We start from the raw sequence: 15143 nt of genomic DNA on the forward strand, positions 1-15143 counted from the left end.
TTTGAATTTTTAGTGCAGAAAATATAGCGCATGCGCCACGATAACCACACTATATGATGTAACAAAATGTACGCGCTGTCTGATTGTTTTTCTGTATTTGTCCGTACGGCGACATCTGCTTATTTCGACTAAAAAAGAACTAAATAGTTCGCATCAATCGGTCTCAGATTACCATTGTTTATTTTATCGTGAATTATCCGTCCTCTGAATCTGCCGATTTATTAAGACTTACACAAAACAAAAATACAAAGGACTAAGAGATGTCCCAGTACAGAGAATACATGGATGAAACTTTCTCTTCGTCTTTTCCGTATTTAAGCGGCGAGATATTTTCATGTATTTGCATCAGTCTGGTTGAGGCTGAATACGGTTAATTACTGCTGGATACCGCCGCCACATTACTTTGTGCCCGGTCGCTTGATTTACAATGCAATGCTTGTTTGCCCACCAATCTTACTCAATCTTATATTTAGCGACTTTTACACCATGGCCAGACTTAGCCGCCTCGTTATTCCGCGACAATTGCATCATGTTATTCAGCATGGGAATAATCATCAGGCGATTTTTCGTGAGTCGGCTGATTACGTCGCTTTTCTGGCTTGGTTAGGCGAGGCTGCCAAACAGTTTGAAGTTGCCATCCATGCTTATGTTTTATTGCCAGATCATGTCCATTTACTCGTTACTCCTGTGGACGAAGTGGGGCTGGGTAAGATGATGCAGTGGATTGGTCGTCACTATGTCCCTTATTACAATCGCAAATATGAGCGTACTGGCAGTTTGTGGCAAGGGCGGTATCGGGCGACGGTGATGGAGGCGGCTTTGTATTTTTTGCGCTGCTCTTTGTCTATAGAAAGTAATCCGGTTCGTAGCAAATTGGTGGCCGATGCGCAGGAATACCCTTGGTCTAGCTTCCAGCACCATATCGGTTTGAAAATTGATCCCTTAATTACTGATCATCCTTTGTATTGGAGTTTGGGGAATACGCCGTTTCAACGCGAAGCCGCATATCGGGACATGATGCAGCAGCCTTTATTGAGTTCAGAATTGAATTCACTGATGGATGCAACACTCAAAGGCTGGCTAATCGGCACTGAACAATTTAAAGCAGACATGACAAAGTCCACCGAGCGTCGGGTAGAGCCGATGAAGCGTGGGCGACCCAGAAAAGTGCTGTCTGCCATCTAAGGTGGCAACTAATTTGGCAACTATGCGAGTTTAAATTTGCTCTAATCTGGTTTTACGTTTGGTATGGATTCGCTGAAAGTTCCATTGGAATTTGATCTTTGCTTAATGCCTTTTTCCCATTCATATCAATATACTCCCCCATAATTCTGTGAAAAATGATGTATTGTCCAATAAATATATGGACAACCAATATATACATATGGGGAGTAATTTAAGTAAGCATTTCTATAAGCTTAGAATCCGCCCATATTTTATCGTCTGAAATCTAGCTCACTCGTGGGTGAATGTCCTCCCGCGACTTTTTCGTGCCAGCAAACGCATTCTTTAAATCGAATGCCATATTCTTAATGGGAACCGTTAAATAGCACTTATTTTTACTATGTCCCCAATTAAAATTTATTGAATTTAATTTTAATTTATTTTAACACTGACCCTAAATATTGTTATTGATGTTTCTGTTGCGCTGCACTACTCTACGATTCAACCTTAATTTTAAGTGGAGAATTATGATGCAAGCGCAAGGCCTGTACGACCCAGCAAATGAACATGACGCCTGCGGTGTAGGCTTTGTGGCACACATCAAAGGCAAAAAATCCCACGCAATTGTGGAGCAAGGTTTGCTGATTCTTAAAAATCTCGATCATCGCGGTGCGGTTGGTGCCGATAAACTGATGGGTGACGGCGCTGGTGTCTTGATTCAAATTCCAGATCAATACTTCCGTGAAGAGATGAGCAAGCAAGGCATAGAGTTACCACCGCCGGGCGAATATGGCGTGGGTATGATCTTTTTGCCGAAAGAACACGCCTCACGTTTGGCATGTCAGCAAGAGATTGAGCGCGCCGTGCGAGCAGAAGGCCAAGTTGTTCTGGGCTGGCGCGATGTGCCGGTTGATACCGAGATGCCGATGTCGCCATTAGTCCGCGAAAAAGAACCTGTGATACGTCAGATTTTCATTGGTCGTGGCGCAGATATCATGGTGACCGATGCGCTGGAACGAAAGTTATACGTCATTCGTAAATCGGCAGTACACGCGATCGAAGCGTTGAAGCTGCTGCACGGCAAAGAATATTTTGTGCCGTCGATGTCGGCGCGCACCATCGTCTACAAGGGTTTGTTGCTGGCCGATCAGGTCGGTGTCTACTACAAAGACTTGCAAGATCCTCGCTGCGTTTCTGCATTGGCGCTGGTGCATCAGCGTTTTTCAACGAACACATTCCCAGAGTGGCCATTGGCTCACCCCTACCGCATGATTGCTCATAATGGTGAGATCAACACGGTGAAAGGTAATTTTAACTGGATGCGCGCACGCGAAGGCGTGATGAAATCCGCAGTACTAGGCGATGATTTACAAAAATTGTATCCGCTGATTTTTGAAGGTCAATCCGATACTGCCAGCTTCGATAACGCGCTGGAACTCTTGGTCATGGCTGGTTATCCAATTGCACAAGCAATGATGATGATGATCCCGGAAGCCTGGGAAAATCACACGATGATGGACGACAACCGTCGCGCATTCTACGAATACCACGCTGCGATGATGGAGCCATGGGATGGTCCCGCTGCGATGGCATTTACCGATGGCCGCCAGATTGGTGGCACCTTGGATCGCAACGGTTTGCGCCCGGCGCGCTACATCGTGACGGATGATGATCTGGTCGTAATGGCGTCGGAATCCGGCGTATTGCCGATTCCTGAATCTAAAATCATCAAAAAATGGCGCCTGCAACCGGGCAAAATGTTTTTGATCGATTTAGATGCTGGTCGCATCATCGATGACAAAGAAATTAAAGATACCTACTCCAATGCCAAACCATACAAGCAATGGATTCAGTCTGTACGTATCAAACTCAACGCGTTAAAAGCAGAGCAAGCAGTAGAACCATCCAGCGCGACTTTGCTAGATCAGCAGCAGGCATTTGGCTATACACAAGAAGATTTAAAATTCTTGATGGCACCAATGGCAACCAGTGCTGAAGAAGCGATTGGCTCCATGGGCAATGACTCATCGCTGGCGGTGATGTCAAATAAATTGAAGCCTTTGTATAACTACTTTAAGCAGTTATTCGCGCAAGTCACCAATCCGCCTATCGATCCGATTCGTGAAGCGATGGTCATGTCGCTGGTATCATTTATCGGCCCTAAACCTAACCTGCTGGACACCAACAACATCAATCCTCCGATGCGTTTGGAGGTATCACAGCCAGTGCTGGATTTTGCCGATATTGCCAAACTGCGTAATATTAGCGCCAACACCGGTGGCAAATTCAAGTCCTATGAACTAGATATCTGCTACCCCGTCGCTTGGGGTAAAGACGGGATCGAAGCACGCCTGGCATCAATCTGCGCCGAAGTCGTCGATGCGGTCAAATCTGGTCATAACATTATGATCATCACTGACCGCAAGATGGATGCGAACAACGTCGCTATTCCTGCGCTGTTAGCAACTTCGACCGTGCATCAGCATCTGGTTAGTCGCGGTATGCGTACGATTACGGGCTTAGTGGTCGAAACCGGCTCCGCTCGCGAGACGCATCATTTCGCCTTGCTGGCAGGTTACGGCGCTGAAGCAGTACATCCTTACCTAGCAATGCAAACACTTGCGGCAATGGCAAAAGATTTGCCAGGTGATTTGTCCGCAGAAAAAGCGATGTACAACTACACCAAGGCAATCGGCAAAGGCTTGATGAAAGTCATGTCCAAGATGGGCATTTCCACCTATATGTCGTATTGCGGCGCGCAGATTTTTGAAGCAATCGGCCTCAATAAATCATTGGTCGACAAATACTTCAAAGGCACTGCCTCCAATGTGGAAGGTATCGGCGTATTTGAAGTCGCTGAAGAAGCATTACGCTTGCACAGTCTGGCATTTGGTAATGATCCGGTATTGGCAAATGCTTTGGATGCGGGCGGCGAATATGCCTTCCGTATTCGTGGTGAAGACCATATGTGGACGCCGGACGCGATTGCCAAATTACAGCATTCAACCCGGACTAATAACTATAATTCCTACAAAGAATACGCTCAGATCATCAACGACCAATCTAAACGTCATATGACCTTACGTGGTTTGTTTGAATTCAAAATTGATCCTGCTAAAGCGATACCGCTGGATCAGGTAGAGCCTGCCAAAGAAATTGTCAAACGGTTTGCGACTGGGGCGATGTCTTTGGGGTCGATCAGCACGGAAGCCCACGCAACCTTAGCGATTGCAATGAATCGTATCGGTGGAAAATCCAACACGGGCGAAGGAGGGGAAGATCCTGCGCGTTATCAACAAGAATTAAAAGGGATTCCGATCAAGCAAGGTGACACCTTGGCGTCGATTGTTGGTAAAGCCAATATCGAAGTCGATATGCCCTTATTGCCAGGGGATTCTTTACGCTCTCGTATCAAGCAGGTGGCGTCAGGTCGATTTGGCGTGACGACGGAATACCTGATTTCTGCTGATCAGATTCAGATCAAAATGGCACAGGGAGCCAAGCCGGGCGAGGGCGGCCAATTACCTGGGCATAAGGTATCGGAATATATTGCAAAACTGCGTTTTTCTGTCCCGGGTGTCGGCCTGATTTCCCCACCGCCGCATCATGATATTTACTCGATTGAAGATTTGGCGCAACTGATTCATGATTTAAAAAACGCGAATCCTAAAGCCTCAATTTCAGTCAAACTGGTATCCGAAGTCGGCGTTGGTACTGTTGCTGCGGGTGTCTCTAAAGCCAAGGCCGATCATCTGGTGATTGCGGGACATGATGGCGGTACTGGCGCATCACCTTTGTCGTCCGTTAAACATGCTGGTACTCCTTGGGAATTAGGTCTTTCCGAAACCCAGCAAACTCTGGTACTCAATGGATTGCGCGGACGGGTCCGTGTACAGGCAGATGGTCAGATGAAGACGGGGCGTGACGTAGCAATTGCCGCTATGTTGGGCGCGGATGAAATCGGTTTTGCGACTGCACCGCTGGTCGTCGAGGGCTGCATCATGATGCGCAAATGTCATTTGAACACCTGCCCTGTTGGTGTTGCAACACAAGATCCGATTTTGCGTGCTAAGTTTTCTGGCAAGCCGGAATATGTCGTTAACTATTTCTTCTTCGTTGCAGAAGAAGTACGTCAGATCATGGCGCAGTTGGGCATTCGTACTTATGACGAGTTGATTGGTCGCGTTGATTTGCTCGATAAGTCAAAAGCGATTGGGCACTGGAAAGCGAAGGGATTGGATTTCAGTCGTATTTTCTATCAACCGGATGTGCCTGCAGATACGCCGATCAAGCATGTTGATGTGCAAGATCATGGTTTAGAAAACGCGCTCGATAATAAGTTAATTGCACAGGCAAAAACGGCATTAGAGACGGGTGAAAAAGTCTCGTTTATTTCACCGATCAAAAATTTAAACCGCACCGTCGGTACCATGTTGTCCGGCGAAGTCGCTAAAAAATATGGTCATGCAGGATTGCCGGACGATACGATTCATATTCAATTGCAAGGCACAGCTGGTCAATCAGCCGGCGCGTTTTTGGCGCATGGCGTTACGCTGGATCTGGTTGGTGAAGGTAATGATTATGTCGGCAAAGGTTTGTCCGGCGGACGTATCATTATTCGGCCTAATACCGAGTTCCGAGGCTGGGCGGTAGATAACATCATCTGCGGCAACACCGTTTTATATGGTGCTATTTCTGGTGAAGCGTTTATCAATGGTGTTGCAGGCGAGCGTTTTGCGGTGCGTAACTCAGGTGCGTTGGCGGTAGTCGAAGGTACTGGCGATCATGGCTGTGAATATATGACTGGCGGCACCGTGATTGTGCTGGGTGACACGGGACGTAATTTTGCTGCGGGTATGTCGGGCGGTATTGCCTATGTCTACGATCCTGATGGCGAATTTGAAGCCAGATGTAATTTATCAATGGTCGCACTAGCACCAGTATTGGCGGGCGATGTGCAGGCAGCGACGGTTGATCCATCGCTTTGGCATAGCCGTTTGCGCGGTGGCGAAGGTGAGACCGATGAGGCGATTTTGCGTCATATGATAGAGCGTCACTTCAAACATACAGGCAGCACACGGGCGCGTAATTTATTGGACGACTGGGCGCGTGGACGCTCTAAATTCGTCAAAGTATTCCCGACAGAATATAAGCGCGCTCTGGCTGAAATGTACGCAGCAAAACAGGCGGGTAAAGCGAAAGAAACAATCGCTGCCTAATCGTACAGTGCGTATCGAGAGCACGGGATCACTTTCATATAGTCCCGTGCCAATCTCTCAGCATAGACAACAACATTGATAAGTTGGACAGGGCATCGCCCGCATCAAAATTGAAGGAATAGACATGGGTAAAGTAACCGGCTTCATGGAGTACCAGCGCTTGCAAGAAGCGAGCGAAGCACCGCAATCACGTAAAAAGCACTACAAAGAATTTTTAGTTCATCTAAGCGATGACCAGGCAAAAATCCAGGGCGCTCGTTGCATGGATTGCGGCATCCCTTTTTGTAATAACGGCTGCCCAGTGAATAACATCATTCCAGACTGGAATGACTTGGTCTATACCGGAAATTATGAGCAGGCTTTAGAGACACTGCATTCCACTAATAATTTTCCTGAATTTACTGGTCGTATTTGTCCCGCGCCCTGCGAAACTGCATGCACCTTGGGCATTAATGATGCCCCCGTTGGAATTAAATCAATCGAGCATTTCATCATCGACAAGGGCTGGGAAAACGGTTGGGTCAAACCACAACCCGCAGCGATTAAAACTGGAAAGAAAGTGGCGATCGTCGGCTCCGGTCCTGCCGGTCTGGCCGCAGCGCAGCAACTTGCACGGGTCGGGCATGATGTGACCGTGTTTGAAAAGAATGATCGCGTCGGCGGCTTGCTACGCTACGGTATTCCAGATTTTAAAATGGAAAAGACGCATATTGATCGTCGGGTAGAACAGATGCAGGCAGAGGGTGTGGTGTTCCGTACCAGCACTTTGGTTGGTAAAGATTTTCCTTCAACAGTCACCAACTGGTCGAAAGAAACAGTCTCACCAGAGCAGCTACAAAAAGAATTTGATGCGGTCATCATCGCTGGCGGTGCTGAGACTCCACGTGATTTGCCGGTTCCTGGCCGCGAGTTAAAGGGTGTGCATTTTGCGATGGATTTCTTGCCTTCACAAAATAAAGTGAACGCGGGTGACAAGGTCAAAGATCAGATCATGGCAAGCGCTAAGCATGTGGTTGTCATTGGCGGTGGCGATACCGGATCAGACTGCGTCGGTACTTCTAACCGTCATGGTGCTAAGTCTGTTACCCAGTTTGAACTGATGCCGCAACCACCAGAAACAGAGAACAAGCCGCTGGTCTGGCCTTATTGGCCGATCAAAATGCGCACATCTTCTTCGCACGAAGAAGGTTGCGAACGCGATTGGGCAGTAGCGACTAAACGTTTAGAGGGCAAAAACGGCAAAGTAGAAAAATTAGTGGCGGTACGCGTGGAATGGAAAGACGGCAAGATGCAAGAAGTGCCGGATTCCGAATTCGAAATGAAGGCAGATTTGGTTCTGTTGGCAATGGGTTTCGTTTCTCCGGTTCAGCAAGTGCTGGACGCGTTCGGTATAGAAAAAGACGCTCGGGGCAACGCCAGAGCAACGACAGACGGTGTTGATTGCTACAAAACCAACGTGGATAAAGTTTATGCTGCGGGCGACATGCGGCGCGGGCAATCGCTGGTGGTTTGGGCAATCCGCGAAGGCCGTCAATGCGCTCGGGAAGTGGATGCTGCTTTGATGGGGGAGTCAGTGTTGCCGCGTTAATTCCCGTCCCTACTTTACCAACGCGAGCAGAGATGTCGCGTTGGTAATAATCAAGTAAGTAGTAGCAACAAAAATAACAAAAACAATAGACATATTTGCATATATTGCAGTCCTAAGTTACATTGACCTCATACAGTTTTTTATCGGAAATTACACTGAGTTATTTCAAACGTAGTATTTCCTCGATAACTAAACAGTGTTTTTTTACAATCGCCAGCCGCGGGTAGTCGGTTAATATTCAATATACTCCCCCTTTATTTTTTGAAATATGCCTTAGTGTCCAATGATTATATGGACGACTTAAATATACTCATGACAGTATTAATTTGAGCTTTGTGTTTGTCCCATACACCAAGAAAGGTGTGCGATATGGATTCACTACTAAGTTGGATTATCACTAGCGAGTTTATGCCGCACGGGCATTGTTACTTATGGACGCCATCCTTGCTTTGGCTCTACGTCGCGTCCGATACGCTGACTGGGATTTCTTACTACTCCATCCCCCTTGCATTGATCTTTTTTGTTCGCAGACGGCATGATCTGGAATTTAACTGGATCTTCATTATGTTTTCCGCATTTATCTTTGCTTGCGGAACGACCCATTTGATTTCCATTTTAACGATATGGGAGCCGGCTTATTGGCTTGATGCCTCGGTCAAAGGATTTACCGCTGTGTTGTCGGTGGTGACCGCGGTGATGCTATGGCGCTTAATGCCAACCGCACTTAAGATCCCGAGTACTACTTTACTCAACGAAACGATTAAAAAGCTAGAGTCAGAAGTCGCTCGCAGAGACCTGGCCGAGAGAAATCTGACTCAACTCAACAAAGAGCTGGATGCGCAAGTCATCACGCGCACCCAGAAATTAACCGAAACAAATGAGATGCTTCTCCTGACGCAACAAAATCTTGAGAAAAAAATACAAGAAGTCACTGTCATCAATCAGGAGTTAAATAATTTTACCTATGTCGCCTCACATGATCTAAAGTCGCCGTTAAGAGGCATAGATCAGCTGGCTAACTGGATTTCTGAGGATTTAGCCGATACGCTCAATCCAGACACACAACGGCATTTATATTTAATCAGAAGCCGCATTCAGCGCATGGAGATGTTGCTCGATGATTTACTTGCTTATGCGCGCGTCGGGCGGGCAGATGATGAAATCGTGACAGTCGATACCCGCGTATTGGTAAGCGATATTTTTGAATTACTCAAAACTACTAAGGCAATTCGACTAGAAGCAGCAGATGATTTACCTACGGTCCAAACACGAAAAGTCCCCTTGAATTTGGTGCTCCGTAATCTAATCAGTAATGCGATTAAACATCACAACAAGCCGGATGGGCGTATTTTGGTCGGAGCAAAGATGATTGCCGTTAGTATAAATAATGAAGCAAACAATCACCTAAACAACGACGCAAACAAAGGCGTCGCTCATTACATAGAGTTCACCGTCAAAGATGATGGCCCAGGTATTGCGCCCGAGCATCAGCAACGCGTATTTGGCATGTTTCAGACTCTTAAGCCACGCGACGAAGTTGAAGGTAGTGGCATCGGTCTGGCGCTGGTAAAAAAAGCGGTTGAATCGGTTGGTGGGACGGTTGAACTGGTTTCTGACGGGCAGACTGGATGCACATTCCGTTTTCTATGGCCTGTCAATATTACTCAATGAGGTCGCCATGCCAGACAAAGCTAAGCGCTATAAAGACGTCACAATCATGTTGGTTGACGATGATGATGTTGACGTCATGGGTGTTGAGCGCGCCCTCAAAAAACTGAAAATTATCAATCCGGTAGTACGGGCCAGAGATGGTATTGAAGCGCTCGAATTATTACGTATGCCAAATGCCGTTCGTCAACCGTATTTGATTATGCTGGATCTCAATATGCCCAGAATGAACGGGCTGGAGATGTTGGAGGTACTGCGCAATGATCCTTCTCTTTCCAGTGCAGTCGTATTTGTTTTGACCACATCAAAGACGGATGAGGATAAGGTTGCGGCCTACCAAAAGCATGTTGCAGGTTATATCGTCAAAAGTCAGGTCGGCGATGGCTTCTTGCGGGTGATGGAGATGATCGATCATTTCTGGCGGGTGGTCGAACTACCGGTTATGGAGTGAGACAAACAAAACAACAGGTCCAACGATGAATAATTCTTCGCTTCGCTTATTGTTAATTGATGACGATGCACTTGATCGTCAATCCGTGATGCGATCTTTGCGTCAGAGCGCCGTTGTCTGTGAGATCGTTGAGGCAACGAACGCGCAGAGCGGTTTAGCATTTGCTTCAGAGCAGCACTTTGACGCGATTTTGCTAGACTATCGCTTACCTGATCAGGACGGGATTGAGGTTCTTCGACTGCTGAGAAACGGGCCGTTTGAGAGCGTCGTCATCCTGATGCTCAGTGGGGTGGATGACGAACTTATCGCTGAACGTTGTTTGCAGTTAGGAGCGCAGGATTTTTTACTAAAGACCGAGGTTACAGGCAGAGGTTTGATCCGATCAGTACGACAAGCGAGGCAGCGCTATGTTATCGAAAATGAGTTGAAAGAAAGTCGTGAGCAATTACGGCAGTTATCAGAACATGATCAGCTCACAGGCCTGATCAATCGACGGGGATTTGAATTGGCGCTCGAAACCGCAGTAGCCAGGGTGCGGAGAAGTAAGAGTAATCTGGCAGTACTGTTACTCGACCTGGATGATTTCAAAAGTGTGAATGACACATTGGGGCACGAAGCTGGCGACAGATTATTGATCGAAATTGCGCGACGATTGGGAACTGTCGTCAGGGACAGTGATATTTTGTGTCGACTGGGAGGCGATGAGTTCGTCGTGTTGATGACCAATTTTGAGCATGAAGATCAGCCAGCATTGCTCGCCGACCGTATTGTAGTAATGCTGCAATGTCCGATATCAACGGGAGTGACTGAGCAGATTATTACGACGAGTATCGGTATTGCTTTACTCGATGTATCGACAAATAATGGCGATGATTTGCTCAAATTTGCCGATGTGGCGATGTATCAGGCTAAACAAGATGGACGTAATCAAAGTCGATTTTATTCGGCATCATTGCAAGAGACGGTCGAGTTTCGTAGTTTGATGAAAAATGACTTATATAAAGCCTTGGAGAGGGAGGAGTTTCTGGTCTTTTATCAGGCGCAAATTAATTCTGTTGATGGATCATTGGGTGGGATGGAGGCACTGGTACGCTGGCAGCATCCGCGTTTTGGTTTGTTATCACCGATTGCGTTTATGTCAGTCGCAGAAGAGACCGGTTTGATTGTCGATATTGGCAACTGGGTTTTGCGGCAGTCTTGTCAGCAGCTTAAAGAGTGGCAACAGCGATTTCCAGCTAAGTGTAGCAACTTAGTAGTTGCTGTTAATTTGTCGGCAATACAGATTAAGCAGATTGGACTGGCGAAACTTGTATTTGACGTGCTTGCCGAATCTGGCTTGGACGCAGGGAATTTAGAATTAGAAATTACTGAAAGTGCTTTAATCAGAGATCCTAGTTCATCCGTGGCGGTACTGTCTGCTATTGCGGAGCAAGGTATTCATTTCTCTCTGGATGATTTTGGAACCGGTTATTCCTCGCTGGATCATTTGAAGTTATTCCCCGTTACCGTTTTGAAAATTGATAAAGGCTTTATTTCTACAATTGGGGATAGTGCGAAGAGTGAGCGTCTGTTGATGGCGATTATTGCGTTTGCCAAAGCCTTGGAGATGAAAGTTGTCGCTGAAGGAGTCGAGACTAAAGAGCAGGCAGCTTTTTGTATTCGATATGGTTGCGACTTACTGCAGGGATACTATTATTCGCGGCCAATACCAGCAAGCGAGTTTGAAGCAGCATTTTTATTATAAGGATGTACTGCAGTTGCTATACTAATATCTTAAATTCAGTACGATGCTGCCATCAATGCTGTATTTTATAAACAAAATACAAAGACTATTTCAGATTTATTTATATTGCTGACTATAGATTCATTTATTTATTGCCTCTATTAACATAGAAAAATAAATATAAGTTTGTATTCCGTAAATAAATAGTATGAATATTTTATAAAAATAAGTTTCTTTGAGAGATTGTTTATTTTAATATTTTATTGGCAAGTAATTGCGTTCATGCCTAATTTCTAGTTCTGCATTACAATCTCGACTTTGCAAACTAAAACTCATTTGTGACTAATCTCGTCGAAATTCGTGATTTACACTTTGGCTATGGAGATCGCTCGATTTTATCGGGTCTCCAGATGGATTTTCCACGTCGCAAAGTAATCGCAGTAATGGGCGGTTCGGGCTCTGGCAAGACAACCATTTTGCGTCTGATTGGTGGCCAATTGTTGCCGCTACAAGGATCGGTCACCGTGGATGGACAAAATGTTCACACCCTGAATACGAACGATCTATATGTTTTGCGTCGCAAAATGGGTATGTTATTCCAGCACGGTGCCTTGTTCACAGATTTAAGTGTATTTGACAACGTCGCTTTTCCGTTGCGTGAGCATACTGATCTGCCAGACGCGATGCTGCATGATCTGGTACTGATGAAATTGCAGGCAGTCGGTTTGCGCAACGCAGCCCAACTCAAGCCAGCGGAAATCTCAGGTGGTATGGCGCGCCGCGTTGCCTTGGCCAGAGCCGTCGCCTTAGACCCTCAGTTGATTATGTATGACGAGCCTTTTGCCGGATTAGATCCAATTTCTATGGGGGTTACCGCAAACTTAATACGGAACTTGAATGATGCATTAGGGTCTACGTCCATCCTTGTATCGCATGATGTGCATGAATCTTTTGCGATTGCTGACTATGTCTACTTCCTGTCGCAAGGGAAAATCGTTGCACAAGGTTCGCCTGAGGAAATGCGCGCTTCTAACGATCCCTATGTAAAGCAATTTGTTCATGCGGAAACTGATGGTCCTGTGCCTTTCCATTATCCTGGCAAATCGTTGGCAGAGGATCTGGGCATCAAATTGGTGACGCAGGGTCAATCTGCTCAAGGGGATGCAAGATGATTACTCGCCTTGGGCAAGCCGTGCGAGAGATTGCCGCCGACGTTGGTTACGCTGCACGCAGTTTTTTTGCGATTTTGTTTAGTTCATTGGGATTATGGCGCAGACCACGTTTAGTAACAGATCAGATTCATTTTATCGGTAATTATTCCTTAGTAATTATCGCGGTGTCTGGTCTGTTTGTTGGTTTTGTATTGGGCTATCAAGGGTTTTATACCTTGAATCGCTATGGTTCTGAGGAGGCTTTGGGATTATTAGTCGCCTTATCTTTGACGCGTGAGCTTGGACCAGTCGTCACCGCTTTGTTATTTGCTGGCCGCGCCGGTACGTCGTTGACGGCAGAAATTGGCTTGATGAAAGCCGGCGAGCAATTGGCTGCGATGGAGATGATGGCGGTAAATCCAATTCAGCGCGTGCTCGCACCTCGTTTTTTAGCTGGTTTGATTGCGATGCCTGTACTGACTGCAATTTTTAATGCTATGGGTGTCATTGGTGGTTATCTGGTTGGCGTTAAACTTATTGGTGTTGATAATGGAGCTTTCTGGTCGCAAATGCAGGCGGGTGTTGATGTATTTCAGGACATTGGTAACGGTGTCATTAAAAGTATTGTGTTTGGATTCGCCGTCACTTTCGTTGCCTTATTTCAAGGTTACGAGGCCAAGCCTACACCTGAGGGCGTAGCACGTGCAACGACTCGTACGGTAGTAATTTCTTCATTGTTAGTGCTTGCTTTAGATTTTCTGTTGACTGCGTTAATGTTTCAATAGCCGACAATTGGTGCTATTGACTAACAGTTGGCAGCTAATTGGTTTAAGGAATTGTTTGGTAGTGCGAGGACAAAAGGGCTTCGAACGTTTTAGAGAGAATACTCTCCATGTAGGTGAGGTTCCTGAATGAATTGGATGGTGTCTATGCAAAAAAAATCATTGGATTTCTGGGTTGGCTTATTTGTTTTATTGGGGGGCGCTGCTTTGCTGTTTCTGGCATTGAAGGCAGGTAATATGAGTACCTTATCTTTTGATAAGACTTATGATGTCGTTACTCGGTTTGACAATATTGGTGGCTTAAAACCGCGCGCCGCTGTCAAGAGTGCTGGTGTAGTAATTGGTCGCGTCGGGAATATCACATTTGACGATAAAACTTACCAGGCAACGGTAACTTTACAACTCGAAAATAAATATAAATTTCCAAAAGATACGTCAGCCAAAATTTTGACGGCAGGTCTTTTAGGTGAGCAATACATAGGGCTAGAACCAGGCGGTGATACCAATAATTTGGTGGCTGGTGACAGAATTAAAATGACCCAATCCGCTGTTGTACTTGAAAATCTGATTAGTCAGTTCTTGTTCAGTAAGGCAGCAGATGGTAAGGACGAAAAAAAATGAAACCCCAAATAAAAATTACTGGATTAGTCTTGGCTTTGACTTTGATTCTAAGTGGATGTGCAACAAATACCGTCAAAGAGAGTGTCAAAGATACGGTCAAAGAGATTAAAGACACGACGTCCCAGACTCTCACGAAGATTAGTGTGAAAACCAACATTGGTGACAATCCGCGTGATCCACTGGAAGGCTTTAATCGCATCATGTTCAATTTTAATGATGCTATTGATCAGGCAATTTTAAAACCGACAGCGAAGGCATATCGCGCAGTATTACCAAGTTTTGTGCAAACGGGTATTAGCAACTTCTTTGGCAATATTGGCGATGTCTGGACTGCGGTGAATGATCTGCTACAAGGCAAAGTAGCTGAGGGCGTGACTGATGTCATGCGCGTTGCTGTTAACACTACTTTTGGTCTGGGCGGCGTCATTGATATTGGTTCTGCGGCAGGAATGCAAAAACATAGAGAAGATTTCGGTCAGACATTGGGTACTTGGGGTGTTAAATCAGGTCCTTACTTGGTACTCCCGTTATTAGGCCCTTCAACTTTACGTGATGCGGTAGCTACGCCAGTTGATTACAAAGGTGACCTTTGGTCTTATGTTACGCCAGTCAAGGATCGCAATATTGGTACTGTTGTGCGTTTAGTGGATAAACGGGCTTCTGTTCTAGATGCGGGTGCGTTGTTAGAGGAAGCTTCGCTTGATCGCTATGTCTTTTTACGCGATGCTTATCTGCAGCGTCGGGCTGGTCAAATTAAAGCCGAGGATGATTGAATC

Annotated in this window: 10 protein-coding genes; all 10 read left to right on the top strand. The window is 46.0% G+C overall.

What is annotated here, in order from left to right; genetic code table 11:
* Positions 1-486 precede the first annotated feature (486 nt).
* Positions 487-1185, top strand: a complete 699-nt coding sequence (locus RGU72_RS18090) for a transposase (RefSeq protein ID WP_322121072.1) — start codon at positions 487-489, stop codon at positions 1183-1185.
* Between the two features lie 509 nt (positions 1186-1694).
* Positions 1695-6383 (top strand): glutamate synthase-related protein, encoded by a 4689-nt coding sequence (locus RGU72_RS18095; RefSeq protein ID WP_322121073.1) that lies wholly within the window; start codon positions 1695-1697, stop codon positions 6381-6383.
* Between the two features lie 124 nt (positions 6384-6507).
* Positions 6508-7971, top strand: coding sequence for a glutamate synthase subunit beta (locus RGU72_RS18100; protein ID WP_322121074.1), 1464 nt, complete (start codon positions 6508-6510; stop codon positions 7969-7971).
* Between the two features lie 369 nt (positions 7972-8340).
* Positions 8341-9642 (top strand): sensor histidine kinase, encoded by a 1302-nt coding sequence (locus RGU72_RS18105; protein WP_322121075.1) that lies wholly within the window; start codon positions 8341-8343, stop codon positions 9640-9642.
* A gap of 7 nt (positions 9643-9649) precedes the next feature.
* Positions 9650-10090, top strand: coding sequence for a response regulator (locus RGU72_RS18110; RefSeq protein WP_322121076.1), 441 nt, complete (start codon positions 9650-9652; stop codon positions 10088-10090).
* 25 nt (positions 10091-10115) lie between these two features.
* The gene (locus RGU72_RS18115) at positions 10116-11834 is read left to right on the top strand and encodes a putative bifunctional diguanylate cyclase/phosphodiesterase (protein ID WP_322121077.1); all 1719 of its coding nucleotides are present in this window, start codon (positions 10116-10118) and stop codon (positions 11832-11834) included.
* Positions 11835-12151: 317 nt separating this feature from the next.
* Positions 12152-12985 carry an ABC transporter ATP-binding protein gene (locus RGU72_RS18120; protein WP_322121078.1) on the top strand — a complete coding sequence of 278 codons (834 nt, stop codon included), beginning with the start codon at positions 12152-12154 and terminating at the stop codon, positions 12983-12985.
* Positions 12982-13749 (top strand): lipid asymmetry maintenance ABC transporter permease subunit MlaE, encoded by a 768-nt coding sequence (gene mlaE / locus RGU72_RS18125; protein WP_322121079.1) that lies wholly within the window; start codon positions 12982-12984, stop codon positions 13747-13749. The genes RGU72_RS18120 and mlaE overlap by 4 nt, the downstream gene beginning before the upstream one ends.
* A 144-nt stretch (positions 13750-13893) precedes the next feature.
* Complete coding sequence (mlaD, locus tag RGU72_RS18130; protein ID WP_322121080.1) at positions 13894-14367, top strand: outer membrane lipid asymmetry maintenance protein MlaD; 474 nt, start codon at positions 13894-13896, stop codon at positions 14365-14367.
* A complete protein-coding gene (locus tag RGU72_RS18135) occupies positions 14364-15140 on the top strand; it encodes a VacJ family lipoprotein (RefSeq protein ID WP_416200137.1) in 777 nt (258 codons plus the stop codon). The genes mlaD and RGU72_RS18135 overlap by 4 nt, the downstream gene beginning before the upstream one ends.
* The last annotated feature ends 3 nt before the right edge of the window (positions 15141-15143 follow it).

Origin of the sequence: Undibacterium sp. 5I1 (assembly GCF_034314085.1) — a bacterium.
Taxonomy (GTDB): domain Bacteria; phylum Pseudomonadota; class Gammaproteobacteria; order Burkholderiales; family Burkholderiaceae_D; genus Undibacterium.

What these genes read in the sequence shown, in the direction of transcription:
- RGU72_RS18115 (WP_322121077.1), top strand. Translation starts at nt 10,116, where the DNA reads ATGAATAATTCTTCGCTTCGCTTATTGTTAATTGATGACGATGCACTT.
- mlaD (WP_322121080.1), top strand. Translation starts at nt 13,894, where the DNA reads ATGCAAAAAAAATCATTGGATTTCTGGGTTGGCTTATTTGTTTTATTG.
- RGU72_RS18095 (WP_322121073.1), top strand. Translation starts at nt 1,695, where the DNA reads ATGCAAGCGCAAGGCCTGTACGACCCAGCAAATGAACATGACGCCTGC.
- RGU72_RS18090 (WP_322121072.1), top strand. Translation starts at nt 487, where the DNA reads ATGGCCAGACTTAGCCGCCTCGTTATTCCGCGACAATTGCATCATGTT.
- RGU72_RS18105 (WP_322121075.1), top strand. Translation starts at nt 8,341, where the DNA reads ATGGATTCACTACTAAGTTGGATTATCACTAGCGAGTTTATGCCGCAC.
- RGU72_RS18100 (WP_322121074.1), top strand. Translation starts at nt 6,508, where the DNA reads ATGGGTAAAGTAACCGGCTTCATGGAGTACCAGCGCTTGCAAGAAGCG.
- mlaE (WP_322121079.1), top strand. Translation starts at nt 12,982, where the DNA reads ATGATTACTCGCCTTGGGCAAGCCGTGCGAGAGATTGCCGCCGACGTT.
- RGU72_RS18110 (WP_322121076.1), top strand. Translation starts at nt 9,650, where the DNA reads ATGCCAGACAAAGCTAAGCGCTATAAAGACGTCACAATCATGTTGGTT.
- RGU72_RS18135 (WP_416200137.1), top strand. Translation starts at nt 14,364, where the DNA reads ATGAAACCCCAAATAAAAATTACTGGATTAGTCTTGGCTTTGACTTTG.